Genomic DNA, 23,078 nt, shown 5'->3' with positions numbered 1-23,078 from the left:
CGGCGACTCGGTCAGGAATTTCGCGGAACGAGAGATACCTCGAAGGTGGTGGGCCACAGCTTGCCCGTCATCAGGAAGCGATCGGTTCCGGGGACCGCCGCGATGCCGTTCAGCACGTCCACCCCGTCGGCGTCGGATCCGAGCGCGGATCGCAGGGGGGACGCGTCGATGTCGGCGGTGACCAGGCCCGACGTGGTGTCGATGCGCACGATGTCGTTTGTCTGCCAGACGTTGGCCAGCACGCCGTCGGGCGTGCATTCGAGTTCGTTGAGGCGGTCGCGCGGCTCTCCGGACCGCGTCACCGCCACGGTCCCCGTCACGTCGAAGGAGCTGGGGTCGCGCAACGTCAGGGTGGAGGAGCCGTCGCTGGTGACCAGTCGACCGTCCGCCAACGCGCAGATGCCCCAGCCTTCGCCCGCGTACTGCACGCGCGCTTTTTCCGCCAACGTGTCGGGGTCACGGGCGATGGCGATGCCGTTCTGCCACGTCAGCTGCCACACGGTCGCGCCGTCTCGTGTGCGCGTGATCCCCTCACCGAACAGGGGAACGGGTAGGTCGGCGCGCGCAACGACCTCCCCCGACGCCAGGTCCGTCGCGGTGATGCGCGACTGCCCGGAACGTCCGGTGCCCTCGATGAGCCGCCCGTCGTCGATCTCGAAACCCTGCGTGAACGCTGTCGGATCGTGCGGAAACGTCCGTTCGATACGGACGTCGAAGCCGGGGACGTCCGCCGGCGGCGTCGATTCGGCGGACGAGCACGCCGACACACACGCCAGAACCACGAGGGTCATCGAAACGCGACGGCCGAACATGACGCAATCATGCCCCGACCGGCCTCGAACCTTTCCGCGCCGTACGGCAAACTGTTGTGCGTGAGTGTTGTCTCCCCGAATCAGACCGTGTCCGACCCGACCGCCGTCGACTCTGTGCTGGCTGACGCCGTCGAGTCGGCCCGTCAGGCCGTCGTCGATCTCGGTGAGGGTGCGGCCGGTACCCACCTGGGGGTCGAGCCTGCCGGTGTGAGTGCCGCGGTCCATCGCTTCGCTGCCGACCTTCCCGGTTACGGCGGATGGCAGTGGGCGGTCGTCGTCGCCGCCCCACCGGGCGCCGATGCGGTGACGGTCAGCGAGGTCGTGCTGCTGCCGGGGCCCGATTCGCTCGTCGCGCCCACCTGGATTCCCTGGGACCAGCGCATTCAGCCGGGTGACCTGTCGCCCGGTGACCTGTTGCCGCCGCCGGTCGGCGATCCGCGACTCGTTCCGGGGTACGTCGCCACCGGTGACCCCGAGATCGACGACGTCGCCCTCGAACTGGGCTTCGGCCGCACGTCGGTCATGAGTCGAGAGGGCCGCCTCGACACGGCCGAGCGCTGGGCCGAGAGCGACTACGGGCCTGATTCGCCGATGGCGAAGACCGCCCCGTCCACCTGCGGCAAGTGCGGGTTCTACCTGCCGATCGCCGGTTCGCTCAAGGCCGCGTTCGGGGTGTGCGGCAACGAGATGTCCGCCGACGGTCACGTGGTGCACGCCGAATACGGGTGCGGCGCACACTCGGACACCGTCGGCCCCACCGGCGCCGGATCTCCCGCCTTCGACGCGTACGACGACGGCGCCGTGGAGACGGTGGCACGACCCGCGGTCGTGGACGTCGAGGCGGAGCCCGGGACAGAGGCGGAGTCCTTAACCGAGGAAGAGTCCGACCCGGAGACGGAGTCGACCCTTTAGCTCCGCAGACGCCGTCGACCTCGTAGCGGACCCCTTCGGGACCGCCGCGCTCAGAGCGTCGGTCCTCGCGTCGTGGGTGTCGTCTCCGACCCGCCTGCGCGAGGATGCGGCCACCGAAGCCGATCTCGTACGCGGGGGATACCGCGATCGAGTGCTGACCGAGATGGTGCAGAACGCCGCCGACGCCGCGGGCCGTGCCGGAGTGCCCGGCCGGGTGAGGGTGTGGGTCGACGGACGACACCTGCACGTTGCGAATGTCGGTGCGCCGCTGACTCGTTCCGGCCTGACCGCACTCGCTGCGCTGCGTGCTTCCGACAAGTCCGACGGTGCCATCGGTCGCTACGGGGTGGGTTTCACCGCGACCCGAGCCCTCGGCGACGAGATCGAATTTCGCAGCCGCACAGGGTCCGTCGTGTTCGGAGCGGACCGGACACGGCAGGCGCTGACGGTAGCCGGACTCACGGAGCCCGAGGCCGGCATCCCCGTTCTTCGATTGCCGTGGCCGGGAGCCGAGCCGCCCACCGAGGGATGGGATTCCGAGGTCGTGGTGACCGCGCGGGGCGACGTCGACTTGACGCGGTTGCTCGCCGACTTCGAGTCCGAGGTGATCGACCTCCTTCTGGAGGTGGAGGGTGTCGAGTCGATCACGTTGAGCGGCAACGTCTTCAGCAGGGTCACGACCTCGAACCGATCAGCGGTCGGGGCGGCCGGCGGCCGGCCGGGACTCGAGGACGTGCGCATCGGTGATCTCGTGTGGTGGCAGGGGCGCACCGACCACTCACGGTGGCTGATGCCCGTCGTCGACGGATACCCCCGCCCGGTTCGCGAGGACGTGCTGCGCGCCCCGACGCGATCCGACGAAACCCTTTCGCTCCCTGCCGTTCTCGTCACGGACGTACCCCTCCAACCCGATCGCCGACGGATCCTGCCGGGGTCGTCACTGCGAGATGTGGCGGCCGGGTACGCGGGTGTCGTGCGTACGTTCCCTCCGCCCCTGCGGCTGTCGATGGTCCCCCGGCTGGGTCTCGCGACGGGTCCTGTGGACGCCGAGATCCGCGAACTCGTCGGGCGCGATCTGATGTCGAGTCCGTGGGTTCCGACCGTCGTTGGGGACGACGTTCGTCCGTCCGATGCGGCCGTCCTGCCGGGCGCGAGCACGGAGTTGTCCGAGATCCTGTCCGACGTGGTGCCGGGTTTGGTGATCGGCGATCTTGCGGACCCGTCCGACACGTCACTTCTCGCGAGCGTGGGTGTGCATGTTCTGGGACTGTCGCGGGTGGTCGAGATGCTTTCCGGTGTCGCCCGTGATCCCGAGTGGTGGCGTTCGCTGTACGAGGCGCTCGCACCCCTGGTCCGTGATGGCGTGCATGCGGAAGAGGTTGCGGCACTTCCGGTTCCGCTGACCGACGGCCGCACCGTCACCGGACCGCGCACGGCGATCGTGCTGCGCGACGTGGGGGACGAGCCGATCGGACGCGTGTCCTGGGCGAGGGTGATCCACCCCGCAGCCGTGCACCCGCTTCTGAGTCTGCTCGGCGCGCAGGATGCGCGCGCTGCCGACGTGTTGGCGGACCCGGCGCTCGGTGCGCTGCTGGAGGACGACGACTACGTCACCGACGAACTCGTCGACGAGGTTCTCACGCTCGCAACGCGATTGGGGGGTAGCACGGCGCTTGCGTCGACGCTCGGTCGGCTTCCCCTCGAGGATGCGGACGGCGAGGTTCGTGCGGCAGACGAACTGCTGCTGCCGAATTCACCGCTCGCTACCGTCCTCGTGGCCGATTCGCCCTTCGGGCTGATCGCGTCGTCTCTCGTGGAGCGTTACGGCGCAGCGGCGTTGCGTTCGGTGGGGGTGGGGTGGACGTTCGCAGTCGTGCGTGAGGACGCTCCGACCGGCCCGGATCACGATCTCGACGACGAGGAGGCGTGGTGGGACTCGTTGCCGGACGAGCCCGATTCCCTTCTGGCCGTTCGCGATCTCGATCTCGTCGACGAGGATGCGTGGCCGGCCGCACTGACGGTTCTGCTGGACGATCCGGAGACGGCGGAGGCAGCGGCGGACCGGTTCGGCTACACGGCATGGTGGTTGCGTCGGCACGCGCGGATCGACCGGCAGCGGTTGGGGACCCTCAGGCTCCCCGCGCACGTCGTGTTCGAGGGGCTGCTGGATCCGCTGGAGCACCCCGACGCCGATCGGACGGCGTCGTTGCTCGCACCGGAGACCGTCGACGGCGTCGACCTCGCGCGGACCCTGCTCGACCGGCTGGCGGACGACCGTCGTCGGGTGTCACCGGCGGTGGCGGTCGCGACCCATGCCGCCCTCGCTGCGGCGGTGGAGTCGGGTCGGTTGGACGTGGGGGACATCGAACCGCCGGCCGCGGTGCGGTCGGTGTCCGGCGTGGTGTGCTCGCCGGACGACGCGCTGGTTCTCGACCGAGCGTGGCTCGCGTCGGTGGTCGACCCCGCGGTGATGGTGCTCGGGGCGTTGGAGTCCGCGGAAGCGTTGGCGGACGTCCTGGACTGCCGGACCGCGTCGAGCGCCGTCGCGGCGACGGTCACGAGTGTCGGTGTGGACACCCCGGCGGCGTCGGACCCCGCGCTGACCGTGGCGAGCGTCCTGTCCGGACTGCGGTTGCCGTCCGACATCGTCTGTGTGCACGAGGAATTGACGGTCGGCCTCGACGACGGTCGTCAGCGAGGCGTGCCGTTCTGGGTCGAGGAGGCCGGTCGAGTGCACGTGAGCAGAAGGTGGGAGTGGCGATGACGCAGGTGGATCGAGGCGTTCTGAACTGGGTCGTCGATCATCGGTCCCCGGCGCTCACTGACGTGTTCACGGTGATCACGACGGCGGGCAACACCGCGGTGATGGCGGTTCTCACGGTGGTCGTGGCCGCGGCACTGTGGCGGCTACGACGACGGGGCGACGCCGCGGCGGTCGTGATCGCGGTGTTCGCGTCGTGGCTGATCATGAACGCGATCAAGTTCGTGGTGCGACGACAGAGACCACCACAGCCCGAGCGGATCGTCGACATTGCGACATATTCTTTTCCGTCCGGACATGCGATGGTCTCGGCTGCGTTCGTGACTGCGGTGTTCGTGCTGATTGCCACCAGTGGGGCACGCCGGGCCACGGTTCTCCTGTCCGGAGTTCTCCTCGGACTGGTCACCGTGGCGATCGGCGTGTCGCGGATCTACCTGGCGGCGCACTGGTTCACGGACGTCTTCGCCGGCTGGGCCCTCGGCGTCGCGTGTTCCGTGCTGGTGATGACCGCCGTGCGGCGGTGGATCGTTCAGCGGCTACAGGATCGAGTGGTAACGGCTCAGTGATCGCGCTGAGCGATGACGAGCAACTCGTCACGCATCGCGGGGCTGCTGACCGCGTTGGCACGTGCATAGAGCTCGCGCAGCGAACGGCTGTTGCGGCGGCGGGCGATGAAACTTTCGACGAACTTCACTTCTGGTACCTCAAAGCACTTGTTGGTTGGTAACTGACATAACTGATTGTCCACGTTACGGTTGTGTTACTCAACCTGCGCAGGGGTGAGTTCGCGCACGTCAGAGGCCCAGATCACACAGTCGAGAGTCGGATCTGGAGAGTCAGACGAGACCGCGTTGAGCACCCTTGTCTCCGCGTCGAGCCGACCGGCGCTGCGCGGCGAACAACGCGAACCCGAGACATCCGACGGCAATGCCCGTCCAGCACGTCGGCAGCGCAGAGGACCAACGGTCTCCGCCGACCAGTACGACGATCGTGGCGATCACCCACACCGCGATTCCGCCCGCGATGACCGTGGACGGCTCACTCCATCGGGCAGGAATCGACGGGAGCTGTTGCCCGGGATCAGGATCCGACATTTGCGGAACGCTACCCGCATCACGGCCGGTCAGGTGTGTTCGGCCACACGAACGACGGCTGCGCGTAAGGAAAACAAACTGTGAACCCCGACCCAGCGCCGTTAACCGAACTGTGACGTATCCTCTGCCTGTGACTCAGGAACTGCGCACCCTTGCCGGCGATCTCGCATTGGCAACTGTGCGTCTCGGCAGACACCTCCGTGGTCGTCGCTCCGAGAGTCAGGTGAGCCTGACGCAGCTGTCCGCATTGGCCACCCTGGCGCGTGAAGGCTCCATGACGCCGGGCTCGCTGGCTGCTCGCGAGCGAGTGCAACCGCCGTCCATGACCCGTGTGGTCGCGTCGCTCGGGGATCTCGGACTGGTCAAGCGCGTTCCGCATCCGACGGACGGCCGACAGATCATCGTGTCGCTGTCCGAGTCGGGCCAGGCGATCATCGACGACGAGACCCACGCGCGCGAGGTCTGGCTGACCGAGCAGCTGCGTGTGCTGGACCCCGAGAAGCTGGCCGTCCTGCGCGAGGCCGTCGACATCATGACCGCGATCGTCAGCAAGAGCGAGTAGTTGACGCGCAGATCGTGAGCGTAACTTAGTACTTGTGTGTGATGCCCCGTGAGCCCCGGACGACCCTCGTTGTTCGACGCCCTTCACGGCCGTAACTACCGACTCTGGGCGTCCGGCCAGATCGTCTCGCAGATCGGGACGTGGATGCAACGCGTCGCGCAGGACTGGTTGGTACTCACGCTTTCCGGTGGCAACGGTCTTGCCGTCGGTATCGTCATGGCCCTGCAGTTCGGGCCCACCCTGTTCCTCTCGGTATGGGGTGGTGTGCTTGCCGACAGGTACGACAAGCGAAAACTTCTGATGGGTACGCAGGCCGCGGCAGCGATGTTCGGCCTGATCCTCGGCCTTCTCGACGTGGGAAACATCGTCGAGTTGTGGCACGTCTACGTCATCGCGCTGCTGCTCGGGTGTTCGACCGCCATCGACTCTCCGATTCGTCAGTCCTTCACCATCGAGATGGTGGGCAAAGAGAAGTTGTCGAACGCGATCGGTCTGAACTCGATGACGTTCAACACTGCACGCATCATCGGCCCGGCCATTGCAGGCGTGTTGATCACCGTCGTCGGAACGGGGTGGGTGTTCCTGATCAACGCGGTGTCGTTCGCCGCCGTACTGGGGGCGCTGGCGGCGATGCGTAGCAGCGAACTCTTCACTGTCGAACGCGCCGAACGCGCCAAAGGGCAAGTGCGCGCGGGTTTCCGCTATGTGTGGAGCCGCGGCGATCTTCGCGTGCTGCTTGCGACGGTGTTCGTGGTGTCGACCTTCGGCATCAACTTCCCACTGAGCCTGTCGGTGTTGGCACGCAACGGGTTCGACAAGGGCGCCGACGCGTACGGCCTGCTGACGACGGTGCTCGCGGTGGGCACCTTGCTGGGGGCGACTCTGGCTGCACGGCGCCGCGGGCCCGCGGGCATGAAGTTGTTCGTCTACTCGGCGGTCGCCTTCGGACTACTCGAAACCGTTGCCGGGCTGATGCCCTCGTTCGTCGGTGTAGCGCTGGTGTTGATTCCCACGGGGGCGGTCCAGCTGACCGTCACGATGGCGGCGATGAACATCGTGCAGGCCTCCGTCCCGTCGGACATGCGAGGACGAGTGATGGGCATCTACATGCTCTGCTTCCTCGGCGGCACCCCGATCGGCAGCCCGTTACTGGGCAAACTGGCCGACGTCGTGGACCCGCGGGCGCCGCTGGTGATCGGCGGAGTGGTGTCGCTGATTGCTGCCCTGTGCGCCTACGCCGCCTGTCGGCGCTACCTCGGAGCGCAGGCAGTACTGGCCCGCTCGGGTTAGAAGAACCACCCGATCTCGGGTTGGCGTTCCGTGGAGAAGGCCAGATCGAACTCGTGCAGAGCCGTGTCGCTGGTCGCGACGACTCGCCCGGCCGAGGCGAACTGCCGAGCCCGGTGCGCGCCGAGGTACATGCTGCCCAGAACCGAGATCGCCGTCGTGACGTCGGGCTCGGCGTCGGTACGGGTCACCTCGGCGCGGCCGCCGCTCACGCGCAGACGGAAGCGGCCGCCGGCGCTCAGGAACGGGTCGTCGATCTGCAGAACCAGGTCCGTGTCGATGGCGTAGGTACGGGCTTCGAGCGCGACGGGCACATCCATCAGCCGCACCCACAAACCGTCTTTGACACCCTGGATGGCGGGGGCGCGCCGATCGGTGAGCAGCGTGAACAGCGGGTCTCCGGGCGGCAGGGTGACTTCGATGTTGTCCACCAGGTCGATGCCGCACAGCACCTGCCAGAGTGCCGAGCGTGCCTCGTCGGTGACGGCGACGAAATCGACGACGCGCGCCTCCTGCGCCCCGGCCGTGCCCACGCGCTCGCCCCGGCGGTAGGCGACGTACCCGTCGGCGTGGACGACGAAGAAGAGCGGGCTGAAACCGTCGCGGCTGTTCTCTCGATCGGCGAAGAACCGTTCCCACCGCACCGGCGGCATGGGCTGAGCGCCGGGGGTGATCGCCTGCCACCGGCGATAGATCTCGGGCAGCAACTGCTGTGCGGTGGCGCTCTCGACCAGACGCGTTCCGTCGGCGGAGGGCGCATCGGGGTGGAAGCGAGCGAACCGGCGATCGAGGGCGACGGCGACGCCCGCGGTGGCTGCTCCGTACCCGAATCGCTCGTAGATGGTGGCTTCGCTGGCAGTCAGTACCGACAACGGCGTGCCGGCTTCCTCGAAGTGAGTGTGCTGCTGCGTGAACATCTTTCGCAGAATGCCGCGACGGCGATGAGTCGGCGCCACCGACACCCACGAGACGCCCGTCGCCGCCAGCGAGGTGCCACCGGGAACGGTCACGTGCATCGGGAAGTGCATGGTCACACCCACCGCGAGATCGCCGTCGCACGCCAGCACGATCTCCGAGGAGTCGGTGAGAAGCTTCGTCTCGGCGAGGTCCTGGGCGTTCTGATGCTCACCGAACGCGTGCGCGTCGAGGAGCGCGATGGCGTCCCAGTCGTCGTCGGTGGCGGGTCTGATCGTGATCTCGCTCGCGGGAAGGCCGGAGGCCGCTCGGGTGTTCTGATCGGTACTCATCACCCATGAGCTTTTCACACCTGTCGTCCTGCGAGAATGAGTCGGTGGTACGAGTCCTGGACATCACCGATCCCGCCGACCCTCGGCTCGACGACTTCCGAGACCTCAACTCGTCGGACCGGCGCCCGGATCTGCCGGAGGGAAAAGGCCTGGTCATTGCCGAGGGCGTTCTGGTGGCGCAACGACTCCTGCATTCCCGCTTCAGGGCGACGGCACTGCTCGGGGTGGACCGGCGCCTGTCCGAACTGCAGGACGACCTCGACGCCGTCGACGTTCCGTTCTACCGGACCACCGCCGACGTGATGGCCGCAGTGGTCGGGTTCCACCTCAACCGTGGTGTGCTCGCGGCCGCCGCGCGGCCGCCCGCCCTCGAGCTCGACGACGTTCTCGCCGGAGCCCGAACCGTCGCGGTCCTCGAAGGAGTCAACGACCACGAGAACCTGGGCTCGATGTTCCGCAATGCTGCCGGGTTGGGTGTCGACGCAGTGCTGTTCGGTGGTGCGTGTGCCGATCCGCTGTACCGGCGAGCCGTGCGAGTGTCGATGGGCCACGTGCTGCGGGTTCCGTTCGCGTCGGTTCCGGATTGGCCTCGCGGGCTGAGCCGGTTGCGGGACAGAGGTTTTCAGCTGATCTCGTTGACGCCGAATCCGTCGGCCGTCCCGCTGGCCGAGGCGATGACAGGGGACAAGGTTGCCGTTCTTCTCGGTGCCGAAGGGCCCGGCCTCACCGAACACGCGATGCGCGCCACCGACATTCGAGCTCGTATCCCGATGGCGCCGGGAACGGATTCGCTCAACGTGGCGACTGCGGCGGCGATGGCGTTCTACGAACGAGTGCGGGTGTAGATGACCGACTCCGAGGACACCCCGTGGTTCGCCGGAATGTTCTGTGCGGCACTGGCTGCGGTTCTGGTCGGTGCACTGATCATGTCGATGGGGCTGGTGTTGAGCATGATCAGCGTCGTGTTCGCGGTGATCGTGCTGGTGGTGGTGATCGCCGGTGCCGCACCCACTCTGATGCGGTACCGGCGGAGACCGGTGTGGCGGTGGGTGATTCCGGGAGCGACGGTGGGCGCCGCGGTCGGAGTCGTCGTCGTGCTTGCCGACGTGCTCTGAGGCCTTCTACGTCAGGAGACCTTGCGCCGAAACAGTCCGCGCTTGACTTTCCTCGGCTCGGGAGCGGGTGCCGACGGCTGCGGCATCGACTCGCTGGGGTCGCGCATCATGAAGTCGCACAACAACACCGAGAGCGGATCGATCTCACCCTCGTGTGCTGCGCCGATCATGCGCACGCCCAACCAGTGTGCGCTCGCGCTGTCCGCGAACTCCTGAGGATGGAACGGCAACGCCTGCGGGTCGGGCATGACCCCGTCGGGGTACTGCATGGGGTGTTCACCGGCCCAGAACGGACGCTCCCACGGACCCGGGAGCCCCTCGTCCTCGTGAATGTAGGACGGAGCGGCGCTGAACGAGCGCCGCAGCACCCCACCGTGCCACTCGGCAAACGCTCCCCACGCGAATTCCGCTTCCGCAGCCAAGAGGTACGTGCGTTCCGCCCGAACTCGGCTTACCCACTGCTCGGACAGGGTCGACGGCTGCACGACGGCGGACTCGGCCGAACAGACGACGGTGACGCCGGGAAAACACCCGACGAGAACTCGGCGTGGTGTGGTCACCGCGGCGAAGGCGCTGATCGGCGCCGTTCCGACGGATTTTGGTTCCAGACCCGGGTAGAGCTGCCGGGCGATCGCCGCGGCGGCGTCCAGGTCACTCGGTCCGCCGGATCGGAGCACGGCAGCTGGATCGGATGCGTCGACGTACCAGATCGCCGACGCCGGGACGCCCACTACGACGCCCCTCGGTGCGGACGGGACAGACGATGACGAGGTTCGGTCATCGCCCGTTACTGCGGACGCCGAGCAGAACATCTTCCCAGGACGGCATCGCGGGCTTGCCGCGCTTGTCCTTGGCGCCTGCGTGTCCCGGAGCAGGCCTGGGTGTCGGTACTGCGGCCGGTGTCGGTGCTGCGGCCGGGGCCGGTGCTGTGGCCGAAGCAGATTCGGGGCTCGGTGCCACGTCGTCGGTTGTCGCTGCATCGGCAACAGCCGATTGGGGTATCGAGGGCTGCTCGGGCGCGCGGTCGCTCTCGGATTCGGTTCCGTAGTACTCGTCGAGAGTCTGCTGCGACTCGTCCGCTGCGGGGGCGGCCGAGACCGGCGCGAGCCCGCGCAGTTGCCGACCGAAGTCAGGGTCGATGAGCTCGGACGCCGCGGTGTCCAGGGGAACGACGCTGCCACCGTGTGCATCGGGCTGAAAACGCCAGTGCGCCGCAATGGTGGTGCGCCCGGCCTGCCACTGGAGTTGAACCACCCAGTGATTCTCTTCGTCGCGCCAGGCGTCCCACTCGGCCGCGTCCATGGAATGTCCGCGTCCGCGGAAGGCCAGCGTCACGATTTCGGCGAGAGTCAGAACGGCGGGACCGTCCTCGCGCACCGGGTGGCCCAGTTGAGCGAGGTCCGCGGCGCGGGAACGTTCGAGCAGAACCGGGTGGGCGTACCGCTCGACCTTGCTTGGAGCCATTCCCGATTCTTTCGCCACCTGCGCGATGGACGCGCCGGATCGGATTCGCGACTGAATCTCGCGGGGACGCATCAGTGAGTCCATTTCGATCTCGATCTGTCCGAGCCGAGCGGCGTCTCCGCGTGCGGCAGCGCGTAATTTCTCGTCGGCAGGAATTCGGAACTTGTCACCGTTCGCGTCCGCGCAGACGATGTGCTTACCGTCGGACGCCAGGCCGATCACGTGGATGTCTCGCACGGTCACTCCTTTGCGTCCGGTCGAAAGCGTAGCTCTCGTGCCGAGACCGACTCTAATGCACGTCCGCCGACGATCACGCCGGACACGCTCACGTCAGGTTGGCGACCACATGATCGATGCACGCGGTCAGAGCGGTGACGTCGTCCGGATCGACCGCGGGGAACATCCCGACGCGCAACTGGTTGCGGCCGAGCTTGCGATACGGCTCGGTGTCGACGATTCCGTTGGCGCGCAAGATCTTTGCGACTGCGGCGGCGTCCACCGAGTCGTCGAAGTCGATCGTTCCGACGACCTGTGAACGGTGTGCAGGTTCGGCGACGAACGGCGTCGCGAAGGAAGACTTCTCCGCCCAGCCGTACAGGCGCGACGACGAATCCGCCGTTCGGGACGTCGCCCAATCCAATCCGCCATTACCGTTCAGCCATTCGATCTGGTCGGCGAAAAGCAGCAGAGTGGCCACCGCAGGAGTGTTGTAGGTCTGATTCTTCGAGCTGTTGTCGATGGCGATGGGCAGCGACAGGAAGTCGGGAACCCAGCGACCCGACGTGGCGATCTCGTCGACGCGGGCTAGAGCCGCCGGACTCATGAGCGCGACCCACAGTCCGCCGTCGGCAGCGAAGTTCTTCTGCGGTGCGAAGTAGTAGACGTCGGAATCGGCGATATCGACCGGGAGGCCGCCGGCGCCGGAGGTGGCGTCGATAGCGACGAGGGCGTTCTCCGAGCCGGCCGGACGCTGAACGGGAATGGCCACACCGGTGGACGTCTCGTTGTGTGCCCAGCCGATGAGGTCGACGGACGGGTCCGACGTCGGCTCGGGGGCGCTGCCCGGTTCGGCCTTGACGACGATCGGGTCGCCGATGAACGGGTTCGCCTTGGCCACGGACGCGAACTTGGAGCTGAACTCGCCGTTGGTCAAGTGCAGCGACTTCTCACGGATGAGGCCGAACGCCGCGGCGTCCCAGAACGCTGTGGTTCCGCCGTTGCCCAGGACCACCTCGTAACCCTCGGGTAGCGAGAAGAGGTCGGCGAGCCCGGACCGGATGCGTCCGACGACGTCCTTGACCGGCTTCTGGCGGTGACTGGTGCCGAACACGGAGGCGCCGACGTCGACGAGGGACTGCAGCTGCTCCGGCCGCACCTTGGACGGGCCGCACCCGAAGCGTCCGTCCTTCGGCTTGAGGTCGGCGGGGATCGTCGGCGTGTCGGCCATGGCGTCGTTGCGTCCTAACGTCTACGTGAACAGGGCGCTCATGAGGTTAGTCGGCGGGCGGTGGCCGGTGTGAACCGGTCGAGCGGGGGAGCCGGCGCGGGGCGCTGCGGGCGAGTCGCTCCAACCGCCGGAGCGTCGGCGACGACCAGGCAGTCAGTTCGGTCGCGCGCTGCACCGTCACCGGTCCGCTCATCTTGTACCGCTGCACACCTGCGCCCCAGTTGACGTGGCAGATGACAGGGTCCGCCAGGTAGGACAGGACGACGTCCGCGTTGGCCACGGTCCCGGCGCTGTAGCGCAGGAAGTCCGGGGAGACGGCGTTCGAATACACCCACGCTTCGTCGGAACTCTCCAGGCAGATCGCGTAGGCGGCGACGACGTCGTCGATGTGAGCGAGGAGAACGCGAGCACGGTTCGCCCTGCAGTGGGCGAGAACGGTGTCTCTGAACGTGGCGAGCTCTGCGTCGTCGACACCATCGGCCCGATTCAGAGCGTCGTTGCGTCGGGCGCGGATGGTCATGATGTCGCCCAGGTGTGGGGCCAGCTCGTCAGGCCGGCGGATCCAGGACAGTCGCAGTGATCTGCCGTCCGACGCGATACGGTTGCGCGCCTTGGACACCGCGGCGCGGGTGTTGCGGCTCAGCACGGTACCGGCGGTCTGATCGTCGCCGACATCGAGACGGGGCGAACTCGAACCGGGAGCGACGCGGGCCGATCTGGTCGCCGACGCCAACTGTCGAGCGGCAACACTGTCCGCGGGAAGGCCCGTCAGACGCAGGACCCAGGGGGCCGACACCTCGCGAAGAGCGTCGCCGATCGCGGTGGTGAGGTGATCGAGAGCGTCGCACCCGTCGTAGAGCAGGCTTGTCGGTTCACCACGTTCGCCGGCCTTGACGATGCGCTGAATGCCACGGCGGGTCGAGGTCGCGAGTACCGCGATGCCGGTCGTCCGGTCGCCGTCGAAGGTCCGTACGGCGAAGGGGCGCATGTGCGGACGGTGATGCAACCACGGGCCGATGGACTCCCACCTGGCCGACGCCGGTGCATCCACTGCGTCGCCCAGAGCGGACATCTCGCCGGTGAAGCGTGCGATCCGATCCAGTTCGAGAATGACCTCGAAACGCATCCCCTGCAGATCCCCCTACCTCGGCGCCGTCTTCGGCTCGAGTTTAAGGGAAATCGGTCTGTTTCGTCTGTCGGCCGATCGGAGTACGTGGCTCTCCTGAGTTCGCGAACCCCCGCGCACCGCTCAGGCGATGTTCCCCCAGCCCTCCACGGACTCGGGGGACCGCGGCTCGGGGCCGGTGTAGATCGCGGCGGGCCGGACCAGTCGGCCCAGACGCTTCTGCTCGAGGATGTGCGCGCACCAGCCGGCGGTGCGGCCACAGGTGAACATCGCGGGCATCATGTGCGCCGGGACCTCGGCGAAGTCGAGGATGACCGCGGCCCAGAATTCGACGTTGGTCTCGATGGCGCGGTCGGGGCGGCGTTCGCGCAATTCGGTCAGTGCGGCCTGCTCCAGCGCGGCGGCGACCTCGAATCGCGGCGCGTTCAGGCGTTTCGCGGTAGCGCGGAGCACACGGGCGCGGGGATCCTCGGCCCGGTACACCCGGTGCCCGAAGCCCATCAGCTTCTCCTTGCGGTCGAGGATTCCCTTGACCAAACCGCGTGCGTCGTCGGTCTTCTCGACCTCTTCGATCATCGGCAGCACGCGTGCCGGGGCGCCGCCGTGCAGGGGACCGGACATGGCACCGATGGCACCGGAGAGTGCGGCGGCAACGTCGGCACCGGTCGATGCGATCACGCGGGCGGTGAAGGTGGAGGCGTTCATGCCGTGCTCGGCGGCCGACACCCAGTACGCGTCGATGGCCTCGGTGTGCTTCGGGTCGGGGTCACCCTTCCAGCGCGTCATGAAACGCTCTGTGACGGTGGAACATTCGTCGATTCGCGACTGCGGAACCGCCGGCTGATAGATGCCGCGTGCGGACTGCGCCACGTAGGACAGAGCCATCACGGACGCCCGCGCGAGATGCTCGCGGGCGGTGTCGTCGTCGATGTCGAGCAGCGGTTCGTATCCCCAGATCGGGGCGAGCATCGCAAGGCCCGCTTGCACGTCGACGCGGACGTCGCCGGTGTGGATGGGGAGTGGGAAGGGCTCGGCCGGTGGCAGACCGGGGCCGAAGCGACCGTCGACGAGCAGGGCCCAGACGTTGCCGAAGGTGACGCCCTTGCTCACGAGGTCTTCGATGTCGACACCGCGGTAGCGCAGTGCGCCACCGTCCTTGTCGGGCTCGGCGATGTCGGTGGTGAACGCCACGACGCCTTCGAGGCCTCCGACGAACCCCTCGGGGACGGCGGGCTGTGTCGAGCTCTGGTCGGCCATGGCAATCCTCGTTCCCGTGTGCCCCGGTGGGGGCTGTTGCGAGCACCATAGCGGTTCGAATGCACGGCCAGTACCAGCAGCCGCTACCACACCGACCCGGGAGTAGCGTTCGTTTCCGTGACGAACTCTCTCCCTCCTGCGGAACGGCGCGCGTCCGCCGACCTCGCGGCGATGCGCGTCAGCTACGGCGGTGACGCCGACCTCGTCGAATCGTGGCTGGACGACGGATGGTTCCCGCTGGTCACGTCGTGGTTGGACGAGGCCGTCGCCGCGCAGATCGCGGAGCCGAACGCCATGGTTCTCGCCACGGTCGACGCCGACGGGCATCCCGCGACGCGCACGGTGCTGTGCAAGGAGATCACCCCGGCGGGTGTCGTGTTCTACACCAATTACGGTTCGGCGAAGGGCGTTGCGCTGCAAGCACATCCGTATGCTTCCGCTTCGTTCCCGTGGATCGCGATTCAGCGTCAGGTCACCTTCCGTGGGCACGTGTCGAAGGTCGACGCGGCGGACACCCAGGCCTACTGGAACACCCGACCGCGCGGATCTCGCCTGGGTGCGTGGGCGTCGGAACAGTCGAGCCTCGTCTCGTCCAGGGAGGCGCTCGAGCAGCGGTTGACCGAGGTGACCGCCCGCTTCGAGGGCGACGACGACATTCCGGTTCCACCCGATTGGGGCGGCTTCCGGATCGCCCCCGTGTCAGTCGAGTTCTGGCAAGGACGAAACAACCGGCTGCACAACAGGATTCGAGTCGACATCGACGAATCCGGTACGACTATGCTGGTGCGTCTGCAACCGTGAGCCCTCGTATTCTGGCGGACACCACTCCGCTCCAGAACCGGGATTACCGGCGCCTGTGGGTCACCGGGATCGTGACGGTGATCGGTGCCCAGCTCTCGATCGTCGCGGTGCCGCAGCAGTTGTTCGCCATCACCGGTAGCTCGGCGTACGTCGGGCTTGCCGGCGTGTTCGCGTTGGTGCCGTTGATCGTCTTCGGGCTGTGGGGCGGTGCCCTCGCCGACGTCATGGACCGCCGGACATTGCTCATGATCAGCTCGGTCGGTATCGGGGCGACGTCGGCGATGCTGTTCGTGCAGGCGTTCCTCGGTTTGGACAACGTGTGGATCGTGTTGGTGCTGTTGGGGGTTCAGCAGGCGTTCTTCGCGATCAATCAGCCGACGCGCAGTGCGATCATCCCGCGTCTGCTTCCGCCCGAGCAGCTTCCCGCGGCGAACTCGTTGAACATGACGGTGTTCAACTTCGGCGCCATCGCCGGCCCGCTCCTTGCCGGGGTACTCATCAAACCTTTCGGACTGTCGACGCTGTACTTGATCGACACCGTGTTCCTGTCCGCGACGCTGTGGGCGGTCTACCGGCTACCGAAGATTCCGCCGACCGGCGACTCCCGGCGTGCCGGGCTTCGGGAGGTGATCGCGGGCTTCGCCTACCTGACGACGCAGAAGGTGCTGCTGGCGTCCTTCGTCGTCGACATCATCGCCATGGTGTTCGGCATGCCCCGCGCGCTGTTCCCCCAGATCGCGCACGAGACGTTCGGCGATCCCATCGAGGGCGGATTCGTTCTCGGACTGTTGTTCGCGGCCCTGTCCGCCGGCGCCATTCTCGGCGGAGTGTTCTCGGGATGGCTGCCGCGAGTGCAGCGTCAGGGCGTCGCGGTGATCGTCTGCATCGTGGTGTGGGGCGTGGCGATGATCGGGTTCGGCGTCTCGGTCGGGGTGGCGGTGGTCGGTGGGGTGTCGTGGGCTCTCTACGTTGCCCTGGCCTTCCTCGCGCTCGGCGGCGGTGCCGACATGATCTCGGCGGCGTTCCGCAGTTCCATGCTGCAGTCCGTGGCCACCGACGAGATGCGAGGACGCCTGCAGGGCGTGTTCGTCGTGGTCGTCGCGGGCGGCCCTCGCATCGGCGATGTGCTGCACGGCTTCACCGCGGTCTACGTCGGAACCGCTGTCGCGGCGGCCGGCGGCGGTGTCCTGGTGGTCGTGGGCGTCGTCGCTGCGGCGCTTGCGATTCCGGCCTTCGTGAAATACCGAGTCGCACGGCCGTAGATCACGATGTCGCGCTGCGACGGCAGATCTCCTCCCACGGCGACGGCGCCAACCCGAGCTCCTTCTCGCTGAACGACGAGTCCAGGACGTACGGAGACGTGCGTTGGTAGGACAGCTGATTGAGCTCACGCACCATCGGAACGGCAAGCCCTGCGGCGAGAGTGACGGCGCGAGGAATCGTCAGCACGCGGACCGGTGACTTGCCCACCGCTGCAAGCGATTGCGTGATCGCCTCGGTCAGCGTGCGCGGCGCGTTGGTCGGCGCATGCCAGACGCGGCCCCACGTGTCGGGCCGATCGACGACCGCGACCAGGGCGCGCGCCTCGTCGAGCACGTCGGTGAAGGAGTGCGGCTGATCCTTGGCGTCGACCACCCACGCGGTCTTGCCCTGCAGAGCGGCAGGCATCACCCGGGTGACGTGGCCGTTGGCTCCGACGCCGAGTCCCATGTAGTCCGACGCCCGCACCTCGACGGCGCGGAGGATTCCCGCGTCGTGCGCCTCCTTCAGTTCGGCCCACATCTGCGCGCGCAGAACACCTTTGTGGTCCGTGGCGGCGTCGGGCATTCCTTCGACCATGCGGCCACCGGCGACCGGGCCGTAGGGGTAGAGGCAGCCGGTGACGGCCAGGACGGCGCCGGTGCGTTCCGCGGCGAGCCGCAGTGATCGTGCGAGCGGCGGCCAGACGTCCTCCCACGTCGTGTAGTCGGTTGGGTTGGCGCAGTTGTACAGCGCCACAGCACCTTCGGTGAGCTCGGCGAGAGCGTCGGAGTCGGAGGCGTCCATCGCGACCGATTGCGCGGACTCGACGGCCGTCCCGCGCCTGGTCACGACGACCACCTCGGACCCGCGGTCGGCGAGCAGGCGAGCGACGGACGTGCCGACGGGGCCGGCCCCGACGACGATATGACGATCGGACATGGCTGAAGCCTTTCGTGGAAGGAAGTGAGAGCACCGCTCTCTTCGAGAAGCATGCGCCGCCGACCCGTCCTTGTCAAGAGCAGTGCTCTCGGTTGGTAGAGTTGGACGATGACGCGAGCGCAGAACCGCACTGACGTGACCGATCGGATTCTGGCGTCGGCACGGGTCCAGCTGGCGGAGATCGGACCCGCGGCACTCTCGCTCCGAGCGGTCGCCCGCGATATCGGCATGGTGTCGTCCGCGGTCTACCGTTACGTCGCCAGCCGCGACGAGCTGCTCACGGCGTTGATCGTCCAGTGCTACGACGAGCTGGGTGCCGCCGCCGAGCAGGGCGACTCGCTGCACGATCGCGACGACGTCCGCGGACGCTGGATGTCGGTGTGTGGGGCCATACGAACCTGGGCGAACGCCCATCCGCACGAGTACGCACTGCTCTACGGGTCACCGGTACCGGGTTACGTAGCGCCGGACAACACGATCGCGCCGGCGACGCGCACCACGATGGTGCTGGTCGAGATCGTGGTCGACGCACACCGCGGCGACGAAGCGGCGCGCGAGACGGGGGGAGTCGTCTACGAAGGCGCCCGCGAGTTCATCCGGAACGACTACCGAGTCCGAACGGGCGACGACGTCGACTTCATCGACGACGCCCTCGTGATGCGCACACTGTCGGCATGGACGACGATCTTCGGAACCATCTCGTTCGAACGGTTCGGGCACCTCGTGGGATCGGTGACCGACTACGCGGCGTTCTACGACGACGTGGTTGCCGACCTGGCGGAACGGCTGGGCGTGTGAACCCGCGTCAGTGAACCGTCAGCTGCCACACGGTCAATGCCGCGAGCGCTCCGGCGCCGTTCAGTGCCCAGTGCAGACCGATGGGCGCCAGAATGGACTTTCCGCGATGACGTAGCCAGGTGAAGACGAACCCGGCCACCGTGGTCCCGGCGACCGCGCCGCACACACCCACGACCTGACCGAAGACCCCGGTACCCAGAACCGACGAGAACCCGGCATTGCCCGACGTGAGTCCGAGCGACGAGGCGACGTGCCACAACCCGAACAACAGTGAACCGATGACGGCCACGCCGCGGATGCCGAACCGGCGCGCGAGGTTGGCGTGCAGGACACCACGGAACGCGAGCTCCTCGGGCACGACCGTCTGCAGCGGGATGATGACCAGGGCGGCGAACAGCGTGGCGCCGACGTTGACTCCGTATCGCTCGTTCAGGAACGCCGATTGCGTGAACGGGATGGAGGCGGCCACCGCGACCACGAGCAACGTCACGGCGGCTGCGGTCACACCGTGTTTCGCGCCGCGCCCCCAGTTCTTCAGTCCGAGATCGCTCCAGTGCAGACCACGCGCTCGGGCGAAGAACAGCAGGACGAGCGCTCCCACCGGCACCGCGGCCACAGCCACCGGCGTGGGCGCGTAGTGAGCGGTGAGGTTGAATCCGACCAGTGCCGCGATGACGACGGCGATGTCGACTGCGGTGCGATTGATCACGGGAGTGAAGGCTCTCGAAGGCACTCCCCAAGCTAACAAAGAATCCTGAGAACCCCTTGCGGGTAGGCCGGAGGCCGGCCGGTCGGTGTGAGTACCGTCTGAATGCATGACCGAGTCCTACGTCATCGAGAACGGTCCGTACCGAGCCGAGGTCGTGGCCACCGGAGCAGGCCTGCGCGTGCTGACTCGTGACGGTCGCGCGCTCACCGAGACCTGGCCGGTGGGGGAGAAGCCGCCGCTGTCGGCCGGATTGATTCTGGCGCCGTGGCCCAACCGCACCCGTGACGGACGGTTCACGTTCGAGGGCGACGAACATCAACTCGAGATCACCGAGCCGGCAAAGAACAACGCCAGCCACGGACTCGTTCGTCGTCGTGACTGGACCTTGGTCGACCACGGCGACTCACGCGTCGAGCAGACGATCGACGTCGGCGGCGAGCCGGGCTGGCCCTACCCGCTGCGCATCTCCGTCGTGCACGCGCTGGTCGAGTCCGGACTGATCGTGACGCACTCGGCCACCAACACCGGTGACACAGACGCGCCCTTCGCCCTCGGGATCCACGCGTTCGTCCGGGCCGGTGACACCCCGCTCGACGAGTGCACACTCACCGTTCCGGCGGGAACGCGTCTCCCGGTGGACGCGGAACGCAATCTGCCGCAAGGTAATTCGATCCCCGTCGCCGGCACCGAGTACGACCTGTCGTCACCGAGGTCCCTCGACGGTCTGTGGTTGGACACCCCGTTCAGCGCCTTGCTGCCCGACGCGGACGGCATCACCCGGTGTCGGCTGACGGCCCCGGACGCGCCCGCGACGGTTCTGTGGACGGACGAGAAGTTTCCGTGGGTTCAGGTGTTCACCGCGGACCCGAAGAACGATCAGGCCTACCCGGACCGCGGCCGGGCCTTGGCGATCGAGCCGATGACGGCACCCGTCGACGCGCTCAATTCGGGGGTGGACCTGATCGTGTTGAAACCCGGCGAAACGTGGACCGGGACCTGGGGATTGGGGCAGGAGTGGAGCTTGCGGAACGACCAGGGGGAGCAGGAATGACCATCTTGGTGTGTGGCGAGGCGTTGGTGGATTTGGTTCCCCACGACGGAGGACCGCTCCTGGCCCCGAGACTGGGCGGCGGCCCGTTCAACGTCGCCGTCGCGCTGGGCCGGTTGGGCAGCCGCGTGGAGTTTCTGTCGAGAATCTCGACCGACGCGTTCGGCCGCGATCTCGTCGACTGGCTGCACGCCTCCGACGTACGGACGTCGATTCTGCAGCGCGGCGACGAACCGACCACGCTGGCTCTCACCGCCCTCGATCCGACGGGGGCCGCCGAGTACTCCTTCTACGCCGACGGCACCGCCGATCGATTGGTCCGCGACCCCGAGGTCGTTCCGGACGACATCACGGCCGCATCGTTCGGCACGTTGTCCCTGCTGTACGAGCCCGGCGCATCGGTCTACGGCGCGCTGCTGCACCGGCTCCACGCCCGCGGTGTGCTGACGATGCTCGATCCCAACATTCGTCCGGCAGCCATGACGGACGGCGAGCACTACCGTCGACGGTTCCGGACCTGGTTGCCGTCGGTCGACATTCTCAAGGTGTCCGTCGAGGACGCGGGGTGGCTCGCCGAGGGCGACGAAGGCAGCACGCCGCAGCAGTGGCTGGAGGCCGGTGTGACCGCAATCATCGTGACCCGCGGCGGGGAGGGGCTCTCCGTCATCACCGTCGACGGTGAGATCGCGGTACCCGGGGTCAGGGTGACCGTCGCGGATACGATCGGCGCAGGTGACACCGTCCACGGCGCACTTCTGCACAGCCTCGACCGAGCGAACGAGTTGTCCGTCGACCTTGTGCGGGGCTTCACCGAGGATCGGTGGCGAGAGGTGCTCGGCTTCGCTGCTCGTGCTGCGGCGATCACGGTCTCCCGGCCCGGTGCGGACCCTCCCTGGGCGAAGGAGCTGGCGGGCGACTAGTTTCTATCTTCGAGACCTGAAGCTGGTGACCACCGTGTATGTACACATGAGCTCGAGAGGGACCATTCGTGCCCGCTGAGAACGCTGACAACGCCGCAAAAGCCACGCTCACCTATCCGGGTGGCGAATACGAGATGGGCATCTCCAAGGCCACCGAAGGCAACGACGGCATCGAACTGGGCAAGCTGCTTGCCACCACCGGGTACACCACCCTCGACGGTGGGTTCGTGAACACCGCGTCGACCAAGTCGGCCATCACCTACATCGACGGCGACGCCGGGATCCTGCGCTACCGCGGATACCCGATCGACCAGCTCGCCAAGGAATCCTCGTTCATCGAGGTCAGTTACCTGCTCATCTACGGCGAACTGCCCACGTCCGATCAGCTCGAGGACTTCACCGACCGAATCCGTCGGCACACCTTGCTGCACGAGGACCTCAAGCGATTCTTCGACGGGTTCCCGCGCAACGCTCACCCGATGCCGGTGCTCTCCAGCGCGGTCAACGCACTCTCGGCGTACTACCAGGATTCACTGGATCCCTTCGATCCGGAGCAGGTCGAACTCTCGACCATCCGCTTGCTCGCAAAGCTGCCGACCATCGCGGCCTACGCGTACAAGAAGTCCGTCGGCCAGCCGTTCCTGTACCCGGACAACTCCAAGGGTTACGTCGAGAACTTCCTGCGCATGACGTTCGGTCTGCCGGCCGAACCGTACGAGGCGGACCCGGAGGTCATCAACGCGCTCGACATGCTGCTGATCCTGCACGCGGACCACGAGCAGAACTGCTCCACGTCGACGGTGCGTCTGGTGGGTTCGTCGGATGCGAACCTGTTCACCTCGATCTCCGGCGGCATCAACGCACTCTGGGGCCCGCTGCACGGCGGCGCCAACCAGGCCGTGCTCGAGATGCTCGACCGCATCAAGGACGAGGGCGGCGACAGCGCCGACTTCCTGCGTCGGGTCAAGAACAAGGAAGACGGCGTGAAGCTCATGGGCTTCGGGCACCGCGTCTACAAGAACTACGACCCGCGTGCCGCCATCGTCCGCGAGACCGCGCACACCATTCTGCAGAAGCTCGGCAGCAACGACGAGCTCCTCGAGATCGCGCTCAAGCTCGAGGAGGCGGCCCTGGCCGACGACTACTTCGTCGAGCGCAAGCTGTACCCGAACGTCGATTTCTACACCGGCCTGATCTACCGCGCCATGGGCTTCCCGACGCGGATGTTCACGGTGCTGTTCGCCCTCGGCCGCCTGCCGGGATGGATCGCGCACTGGCAGGAGATGCACCAGGATCCCGCGGGCAAGATCGGTCGTCCGCGTCAGATCTACACCGGATACACCGAGCGTGAGTACAAGGGTGTGAACGGGCGGTAGTTTTCGCCCTCCCCTTTTCGGACTCAGGGGCACCCTCACGTAGATAGATCGACCGAGGGTGCCCCTGACTCGTGTTCAGTAGTTACTTGCCGCGAGTCAAGGGCACATTCAGTCGATCTACCGGTACGAGGGTGCCCCTGAGTCGGAACCGGGACAGCCCC

At 67.2% G+C, this 23,078-nt stretch carries 24 protein-coding genes; 13 read left to right on the top strand and 11 right to left on the bottom strand.

Translation table 11 applies throughout. The features are described from left to right. Positions 1-11: 11 nt before the first annotated feature. Positions 12-812, bottom strand: a complete 801-nt coding sequence (locus IEW02_RS20250; protein WP_188546712.1) for a glutaminyl-peptide cyclotransferase — start codon at positions 810-812, stop codon at positions 12-14. A 60-nt stretch (positions 813-872) separates the two neighbouring features. On the opposite strand from IEW02_RS20250, the gene IEW02_RS20245 reads away from it, so the two are divergent. The 3 genes from IEW02_RS20245 to IEW02_RS20235 all read left to right on the top strand — a co-directional run bounded on the left by IEW02_RS20245 (position 873) and on the right by IEW02_RS20235 (position 5,051). After that, entirely contained in the window at positions 873-1,724 is an 852-nt protein-coding gene (locus IEW02_RS20245; RefSeq protein ID WP_229746191.1) for a DUF3027 domain-containing protein, read from the top strand. A 76-nt stretch (positions 1,725-1,800) separates the two neighbouring features. Further along, a complete protein-coding gene (locus IEW02_RS20240) occupies positions 1,801-4,488 on the top strand; it encodes a sacsin N-terminal ATP-binding-like domain-containing protein (protein WP_188546710.1) in 2,688 nt (895 codons plus the stop codon). Then, positions 4,485-5,051: a phosphatase PAP2 family protein gene (locus IEW02_RS20235; RefSeq protein WP_188546709.1), complete on the top strand. Its 567-nt coding sequence runs from the start codon at positions 4,485-4,487 to the stop codon at positions 5,049-5,051. Before IEW02_RS20240 ends, IEW02_RS20235 begins: the two co-directional genes overlap by 4 nt. Here IEW02_RS20235 and IEW02_RS25375 read toward each other — a convergent pair. Both IEW02_RS25375 and IEW02_RS20230 read right to left on the bottom strand, forming a co-directional pair. Further along, positions 5,045-5,179: a hypothetical protein gene (locus tag IEW02_RS25375; RefSeq protein WP_268236759.1), complete on the bottom strand. Its 135-nt coding sequence runs from the start codon at positions 5,177-5,179 to the stop codon at positions 5,045-5,047. The two genes, IEW02_RS20235 and IEW02_RS25375, sit on opposite strands and share 7 nt — an antisense overlap. A 142-nt stretch (positions 5,180-5,321) precedes the next feature. Continuing rightward, positions 5,322-5,579 (bottom strand): DUF2530 domain-containing protein, encoded by a 258-nt coding sequence (locus IEW02_RS20230; RefSeq protein WP_188546708.1) that lies wholly within the window; start codon positions 5,577-5,579, stop codon positions 5,322-5,324. A 130-nt stretch (positions 5,580-5,709) separates the two neighbouring features. Between IEW02_RS20230 and IEW02_RS20225 the strand changes: the two genes are divergently transcribed. Beyond that, complete coding sequence (locus IEW02_RS20225) at positions 5,710-6,141, top strand: Rv0880 family HTH-type transcriptional regulator (RefSeq protein ID WP_188546707.1); 432 nt, start codon at positions 5,710-5,712, stop codon at positions 6,139-6,141. 69 nt (positions 6,142-6,210) lie between these two features. After that, on the top strand, positions 6,211-7,431 hold the full coding sequence (locus IEW02_RS20220; protein ID WP_188547010.1) for an MFS transporter: 1,221 nt from the start codon (positions 6,211-6,213) through the stop codon (positions 7,429-7,431). On the opposite strand, the gene IEW02_RS20215 is transcribed toward IEW02_RS20220, so the two are convergent. After that, on the bottom strand, positions 7,428-8,675 hold the full coding sequence (locus IEW02_RS20215) for a GNAT family N-acetyltransferase (protein ID WP_188546706.1): 1,248 nt from the start codon (positions 8,673-8,675) through the stop codon (positions 7,428-7,430). The genes IEW02_RS20220 and IEW02_RS20215 overlap by 4 nt on opposite strands. A gap of 44 nt (positions 8,676-8,719) precedes the next feature. Between IEW02_RS20215 and IEW02_RS20210 the strand changes: the two genes are divergently transcribed. Further along, positions 8,720-9,520 (top strand): TrmH family RNA methyltransferase, encoded by an 801-nt coding sequence (locus tag IEW02_RS20210; RefSeq protein ID WP_188546705.1) that lies wholly within the window; start codon positions 8,720-8,722, stop codon positions 9,518-9,520. Then, positions 9,521-9,790 (top strand): DUF2537 domain-containing protein, encoded by a 270-nt coding sequence (locus IEW02_RS20205; RefSeq protein ID WP_188546704.1) that lies wholly within the window; start codon positions 9,521-9,523, stop codon positions 9,788-9,790. Between the two features lie 11 nt (positions 9,791-9,801). On the opposite strand, the gene IEW02_RS20200 is transcribed toward IEW02_RS20205, so the two are convergent. The 5 genes from IEW02_RS20200 to IEW02_RS20180 all read right to left on the bottom strand — a co-directional run bounded on the left by IEW02_RS20200 (position 9,802) and on the right by IEW02_RS20180 (position 15,084). Further along, positions 9,802-10,521, bottom strand: coding sequence for a DUF6928 family protein (locus IEW02_RS20200; RefSeq protein WP_188546703.1), 720 nt, complete (start codon positions 10,519-10,521; stop codon positions 9,802-9,804). A gap of 46 nt (positions 10,522-10,567) precedes the next feature. Next, a complete protein-coding gene (gene sepH, locus IEW02_RS20195) occupies positions 10,568-11,491 on the bottom strand; it encodes a septation protein SepH (RefSeq protein WP_188546702.1) in 924 nt (307 codons plus the stop codon). Between the two features lie 88 nt (positions 11,492-11,579). Further along, positions 11,580-12,701, bottom strand: a complete 1,122-nt coding sequence (gene serC / locus IEW02_RS20190; protein WP_188546701.1) for a phosphoserine transaminase — start codon at positions 12,699-12,701, stop codon at positions 11,580-11,582. Between the two features lie 46 nt (positions 12,702-12,747). Beyond that, complete coding sequence (locus tag IEW02_RS20185) at positions 12,748-13,827, bottom strand: GNAT family N-acetyltransferase (protein ID WP_188546700.1); 1,080 nt, start codon at positions 13,825-13,827, stop codon at positions 12,748-12,750. 123 nt (positions 13,828-13,950) lie between these two features. Further along, complete coding sequence (locus IEW02_RS20180; protein ID WP_188546699.1) at positions 13,951-15,084, bottom strand: citrate synthase 2; 1,134 nt, start codon at positions 15,082-15,084, stop codon at positions 13,951-13,953. Positions 15,085-15,255: 171 nt separating this feature from the next. Here IEW02_RS20180 and pdxH point away from each other — a divergent pair, with 171 nt between their 5' ends. Both pdxH and IEW02_RS20170 read left to right on the top strand, forming a co-directional pair. Beyond that, on the top strand, positions 15,256-15,885 hold the full coding sequence (pdxH, locus tag IEW02_RS20175; RefSeq protein WP_188547009.1) for a pyridoxamine 5'-phosphate oxidase: 630 nt from the start codon (positions 15,256-15,258) through the stop codon (positions 15,883-15,885). Then, positions 15,882-17,147: an MFS transporter gene (locus tag IEW02_RS20170; RefSeq protein ID WP_188546698.1), complete on the top strand. Its 1,266-nt coding sequence runs from the start codon at positions 15,882-15,884 to the stop codon at positions 17,145-17,147. The genes pdxH and IEW02_RS20170 overlap by 4 nt, the downstream gene beginning before the upstream one ends. Before the next feature lies 1 nt (position 17,148). On the opposite strand, the gene IEW02_RS20165 is transcribed toward IEW02_RS20170, so the two are convergent. Then, the gene (locus IEW02_RS20165) at positions 17,149-18,066 is read right to left on the bottom strand and encodes an NAD-dependent epimerase/dehydratase family protein (protein WP_188546697.1); all 918 of its coding nucleotides are present in this window, start codon (positions 18,064-18,066) and stop codon (positions 17,149-17,151) included. Between the two features lie 108 nt (positions 18,067-18,174). Between IEW02_RS20165 and IEW02_RS20160 the strand changes: the two genes are divergently transcribed. After that, positions 18,175-18,864, top strand: a complete 690-nt coding sequence (locus tag IEW02_RS20160) for a TetR/AcrR family transcriptional regulator (RefSeq protein ID WP_188546696.1) — start codon at positions 18,175-18,177, stop codon at positions 18,862-18,864. A gap of 7 nt (positions 18,865-18,871) precedes the next feature. On the opposite strand, the gene IEW02_RS20155 is transcribed toward IEW02_RS20160, so the two are convergent. Next, positions 18,872-19,681, bottom strand: a complete 810-nt coding sequence (locus IEW02_RS20155) for a CPBP family intramembrane glutamic endopeptidase (protein WP_188546695.1) — start codon at positions 19,679-19,681, stop codon at positions 18,872-18,874. Between IEW02_RS20155 and IEW02_RS20150 the strand changes: the two genes are divergently transcribed. From IEW02_RS20150 to IEW02_RS20140, 3 genes are all read left to right on the top strand, one after another. Then, entirely contained in the window at positions 19,680-20,624 is a 945-nt protein-coding gene (locus IEW02_RS20150) for an aldose 1-epimerase family protein (RefSeq protein ID WP_188546694.1), read from the top strand. The two genes, IEW02_RS20155 and IEW02_RS20150, sit on opposite strands and share 2 nt — an antisense overlap. Continuing rightward, positions 20,621-21,541 (top strand): carbohydrate kinase family protein, encoded by a 921-nt coding sequence (locus IEW02_RS20145; protein WP_188546693.1) that lies wholly within the window; start codon positions 20,621-20,623, stop codon positions 21,539-21,541. The genes IEW02_RS20150 and IEW02_RS20145 overlap by 4 nt, the downstream gene beginning before the upstream one ends. A gap of 68 nt (positions 21,542-21,609) precedes the next feature. Further along, entirely contained in the window at positions 21,610-22,917 is a 1,308-nt protein-coding gene (locus tag IEW02_RS20140; protein WP_188546692.1) for a citrate synthase, read from the top strand. Positions 22,918-23,078 lie beyond the last annotated feature (161 nt).

The organism is Rhodococcoides trifolii, from assembly GCF_014635345.1.
GTDB classification, from domain to species: domain Bacteria; phylum Actinomycetota; class Actinomycetes; order Mycobacteriales; family Mycobacteriaceae; genus Rhodococcoides; species Rhodococcoides trifolii.
Note: the sequence above shows the minus strand (reverse complement) of the source record. Positions and strands in the feature narration are given on the sequence as shown.

Bases quoted from the DNA above. Each gene is read 5' to 3' on its own strand.
- IEW02_RS20250 (WP_188546712.1), bottom strand. From the start codon at position 812: ATGTTCGGCCGTCGCGTTTCGATGACCCTCGTGGTTCTGGCGTGTGTG.
- IEW02_RS20235 (WP_188546709.1), top strand. From the start codon at position 4,485: ATGACGCAGGTGGATCGAGGCGTTCTGAACTGGGTCGTCGATCATCGG.
- IEW02_RS20230 (WP_188546708.1), bottom strand. From the start codon at position 5,579: ATGTCGGATCCTGATCCCGGGCAACAGCTCCCGTCGATTCCTGCCCGA.
- IEW02_RS20215 (WP_188546706.1), bottom strand. From the start codon at position 8,675: ATGAGTACCGATCAGAACACCCGAGCGGCCTCCGGCCTTCCCGCGAGC.
- IEW02_RS20205 (WP_188546704.1), top strand. From the start codon at position 9,521: ATGACCGACTCCGAGGACACCCCGTGGTTCGCCGGAATGTTCTGTGCG.
- serC (WP_188546701.1), bottom strand. From the start codon at position 12,701: ATGGCCGACACGCCGACGATCCCCGCCGACCTCAAGCCGAAGGACGGA.
- IEW02_RS20185 (WP_188546700.1), bottom strand. From the start codon at position 13,827: ATGCGTTTCGAGGTCATTCTCGAACTGGATCGGATCGCACGCTTCACC.
- IEW02_RS20180 (WP_188546699.1), bottom strand. From the start codon at position 15,084: ATGGCCGACCAGAGCTCGACACAGCCCGCCGTCCCCGAGGGGTTCGTC.
- pdxH (WP_188547009.1), top strand. From the start codon at position 15,256: ATGCGCGTCAGCTACGGCGGTGACGCCGACCTCGTCGAATCGTGGCTG.
- IEW02_RS20165 (WP_188546697.1), bottom strand. From the start codon at position 18,066: ATGTCCGATCGTCATATCGTCGTCGGGGCCGGCCCCGTCGGCACGTCC.
- IEW02_RS20160 (WP_188546696.1), top strand. From the start codon at position 18,175: ATGACGCGAGCGCAGAACCGCACTGACGTGACCGATCGGATTCTGGCG.
- IEW02_RS20150 (WP_188546694.1), top strand. From the start codon at position 19,680: ATGACCGAGTCCTACGTCATCGAGAACGGTCCGTACCGAGCCGAGGTC.
- IEW02_RS20155 (WP_188546695.1), bottom strand. From the start codon at position 19,681: ATGCATTCAGACGGTACTCACACCGACCGGCCGGCCTCCGGCCTACCC.
- IEW02_RS20145 (WP_188546693.1), top strand. From the start codon at position 20,621: ATGACCATCTTGGTGTGTGGCGAGGCGTTGGTGGATTTGGTTCCCCAC.